We start from the raw sequence: 3,300 nt of genomic DNA, 5'->3' as shown, positions 1-3,300 counted from the left end.
GTGCTGTATGTGTTGGGTGCCATCGGCCTGTTCCTCAGCGCCTGGCTGTCGGTACCGGTGCTGCAACTGGCGGCGCTGTGCCTGGTGGCGTTCGCGCTGTTTTCCTGCACGGCGGTGTTCTGGACCTTGCCGGGGCGCTTCTTCGCCGGCGCCAGTGCGGCGGCAGGAATCGCGTTGATCAATTCGGTGGGCAACCTCGGCGGCTACATCGGCCCGTTCGTGATTGGTGCGCTGAAGGAGTACACCGGCAACCTGGCGTCGGGGCTGTATTTCCTGTCCTGCGTGATGGTGTTCGGCCTGGTCCTGACCGGCGTGGTGTATCGCCTGCTGGAACGCAAGCATGTGCTGCCGGCCGACCAGTTCGCGGCAAGTGCCCGCGGTGCTACCCGTACCTGACGCGAGATTGGCCAACAAGTTTTGCATTAACAGGAGAAGGTTCATGCGTTTAGTTCAGTTCGAATTGAGTAATGGCGAACGCCGCGTCGGCGTGGTCGAAGACGGTCTGGTGCGTGAAGTGCAGGATGCGCACACGGTGCGGGATCTGGCGCTGGCGGCGATCGAGGCGGGCACCACTCTTGAGCGACAGGTTCAAACCCTGGGGCTGGGCATCAGCCACAACTATGCCGAATTGCTGGCCAAGCTGCGCATCCTGCCGCCGCTGGATCACCCGGACCCGGCGCATATGCTGGTCAGCGGCACCGGCCTGACCCATTTGGGCAGCGCCTCGGCTCGGGACAAAATGCATCAGCAGGCCGGCGATGAAGCGGCGATGACCGACACCATGCGCATCTTCAAGTGGGGTGTGGAGGGCGGTAAACCTGCAGCCGGCCAGGCCGGCGTGCAACCGGAATGGTTCTACAAGGGCGATGGCAGCATCGTCGTGCGACCGGGCAAGCCTTTCCCGCTACCACCCTTTGCTGAAGATGCCGGGGAAGAGCCCGAACTCAGCGGCCTCTATGTCATCGGCCACGACGGCAAACCGTATCGCCTCGGTTTTGCGGTGGGTAACGAGTTCTCCGATCACGTGATGGAACGCAAGAATTACCTTTACCTGGCCCATTCGAAACTGCGCAGTTGCAGCTATGGCCCGGAGCTTCGGGTCGGCGAATTGCCGCAACACCTGGCGGGCACCAGTCGCATCCTGCGCGACGGCGAAGTGCTCTGGCAGAACGAGTTCCTCAGTGGCGAAGCCAACATGTGCCACAGCCTGGAAAACCTCGAGTATCACCATTTCAAGTACAGCCAGTTCCTGCGCCCCGGCGATGTGCACATCCACTTCTTCGGCACCGCGACCCTGTCCTTCGCCGATGGCATCCGTACCCGGCCGGGTGATGTGTTCGAGATCAGCCAGGCTGAGTTCGGCGCACCCTTGATCAACGGCATCGCTCCGGTTGAAGCAGCGTTCGAACCCGGCACCGTCGGCACACTTTAAGGAGACACCCATGACCCGGATTCTTGGTCACAACTACATCGGCGGCCAGCGTAGTGCTGTCGGCACCGTCAAACTGCAGAGCGTCGATGCCAGCACTGGCGAGGCCTTGCCCCACGATTTCTACCAGGCCACCGTTGCAGAGGTCGACGCCGCCGCGAAGGCTGCTGCCGCCGCTTACCCGGCCTATCGCAGCCTGAGCGCCGAGCGCCGTGCGCAATTTCTGGACACGATTGCCGATGAACTGGACGCCCTTGGCGATGAGTTCGTGGCCGTGGTCTGCCGCGAAACCGCGTTGCCGGCGGCGCGGATTCAAGGTGAGCGTGGGCGCACCAGCGGCCAGATGCGTCTGTTCGCCAAGGTGCTGCGGCGTGGTGATTTCTATGGCGCGCGGATCGATCTGGCGCTGCCGGAACGCCAGCCACTGCCGCGTCCGGACCTGCGTCAGTACCGCATTGGCCTGGGGCCGGTGGCGGTGTTTGGCGCGAGTAACTTTCCGTTGGCGTTTTCCACGGCTGGCGGTGACACCGCTTCGGCCTTGGCCGCCGGCTGCCCGGTGGTGTTCAAGGCCCACAGCGGCCACATGGCAACCGCTGAATGGGTGGCCGACGCGGTGATTCGCGCCGCTGAAAAAACCGCCATGCCGGCCGGTGTGTTCAACATGATCTACGGTGGTGGAGTAGGGGAAGCGCTGGTCAAGCACCCGGCGATTCAGCTTCAGTGGTGCAGGGCTGCGGGCAGTTCTGTACCAATCCGGGGCTGGTGATCGGCATTCGTTCGCCGCAGTTCAGTGCGTTCGTGCAGCAGGTGGCCGGGCTGATCGGCGATCAGCCGGCGCAAACCATGCTCAACGCCGGCACCTTGAGCAGCTATGGCAAAGGCCTGCACAAGCTTCTTTCGCATCCGAAAATCGAGCACTTGGCCGGTAATCCGCAACAAGGCAATCAGGCGCAGCCGCAATTGTTCAAGGCGGATGTGAGTCTGTTGCTCGATGGCGATGAAGTGCTGCAAGAGGAAGTGTTCGGCCCGACCACGGTGTTTGTTGAAGTGGCGGATCAGGCGCAACTCAGTGCTGCGCTGAACGGCCTGCACGGGCAACTGACGGCAACGATTATCGGTGAGCCGGCGGACTTCGAACGCTTCGGTGAGCTGACGCCCTTGTTGGAGCAGAAGGTCGGGCGGATCTTGCTCAACGGTTATCCGACGGGTGTGGAAGTCTGCGATTCGATGGTCCATGGCGGACCGTATCCAGCGACTTCCGATGCGCGCGGCACTTCGGTGGGCACCCTGGCCATCGACCGTTTCCTGCGCCCGGTGTGCTTCCAGAACTACCCCGACAGCCTGCTGCCGGACGCGTTGAAGAATGGCAATCCGTTGCGCATCCAACGTTTGGTCGATGGCAAACCATCACGAGAAGCGCTCTAACGGCTGTGGCGAGGGGGCTTGTCGGAACGCCGCACCGCCCCGTTGGGCTGCAAAGCAGCCCCAAAATCGCTGATGTACCAAAGATTTTGTGAGTGCTACGCACTCAAACGGGGGCAAGCCCCCTCGCCACAGTCCGTTYCCGCATTGAGCTATCATTGCGTCTTTCCCATTCAAAGATTGACTGCCATGACTGCCGTAAACGACACCTTGCTCAACGCCCTCGAACATTGCGACATGCTGGAGATCGACGGGCTGCACGCTTTCGACTTCTCTCTCGATGAAGACGATAACCTGCACATCGAATGCATGGACGGTCGGGCGCTCAAGCGCTGGGAGTTCAGCATGGCGCAGATCAAGGCAGCGACTTTCGATCCCGATTTGAAGAGCTGGATCATCACCGGTGATTCCGGTGAACACCGGCTGGTGCCTATGGAAGCGTTTGGTGG

The 3,300-nt window shown here is 61.8% G+C and carries 2 protein-coding genes and 2 pseudogenes; all 4 read left to right on the top strand.

Annotated features, from left to right (window positions below; genetic code table 11):
* Positions 1-396: pseudogene (locus tag AC1DLB_RS27920) on the top strand (MFS transporter); the annotation flags it as partial.
* Between the two features lie 43 nt (positions 397-439).
* The gene (gene araD1, locus AC1DLB_RS27915; protein ID WP_018926175.1) at positions 440-1,432 is read left to right on the top strand and encodes an AraD1 family protein; all 993 of its coding nucleotides are present in this window, start codon (positions 440-442) and stop codon (positions 1,430-1,432) included.
* 10 nt (positions 1,433-1,442) lie between these two features.
* A pseudogene (locus AC1DLB_RS27910) lies at positions 1,443-2,854 on the top strand (aldehyde dehydrogenase (NADP(+))).
* Between the two features lie 186 nt (positions 2,855-3,040).
* A partial coding sequence (locus tag AC1DLB_RS27905; protein ID WP_477786076.1) for a DUF5629 family protein occupies positions 3,041-3,300 on the top strand: 260 nt, incomplete at its 3' end.

It is taken from the genome of Pseudomonas sp. 05N434, from assembly GCF_056396965.1.
The sequence above is the reverse complement of the archived record's forward strand: the minus strand, read 5'-3'. Positions and strand labels throughout refer to the sequence as shown.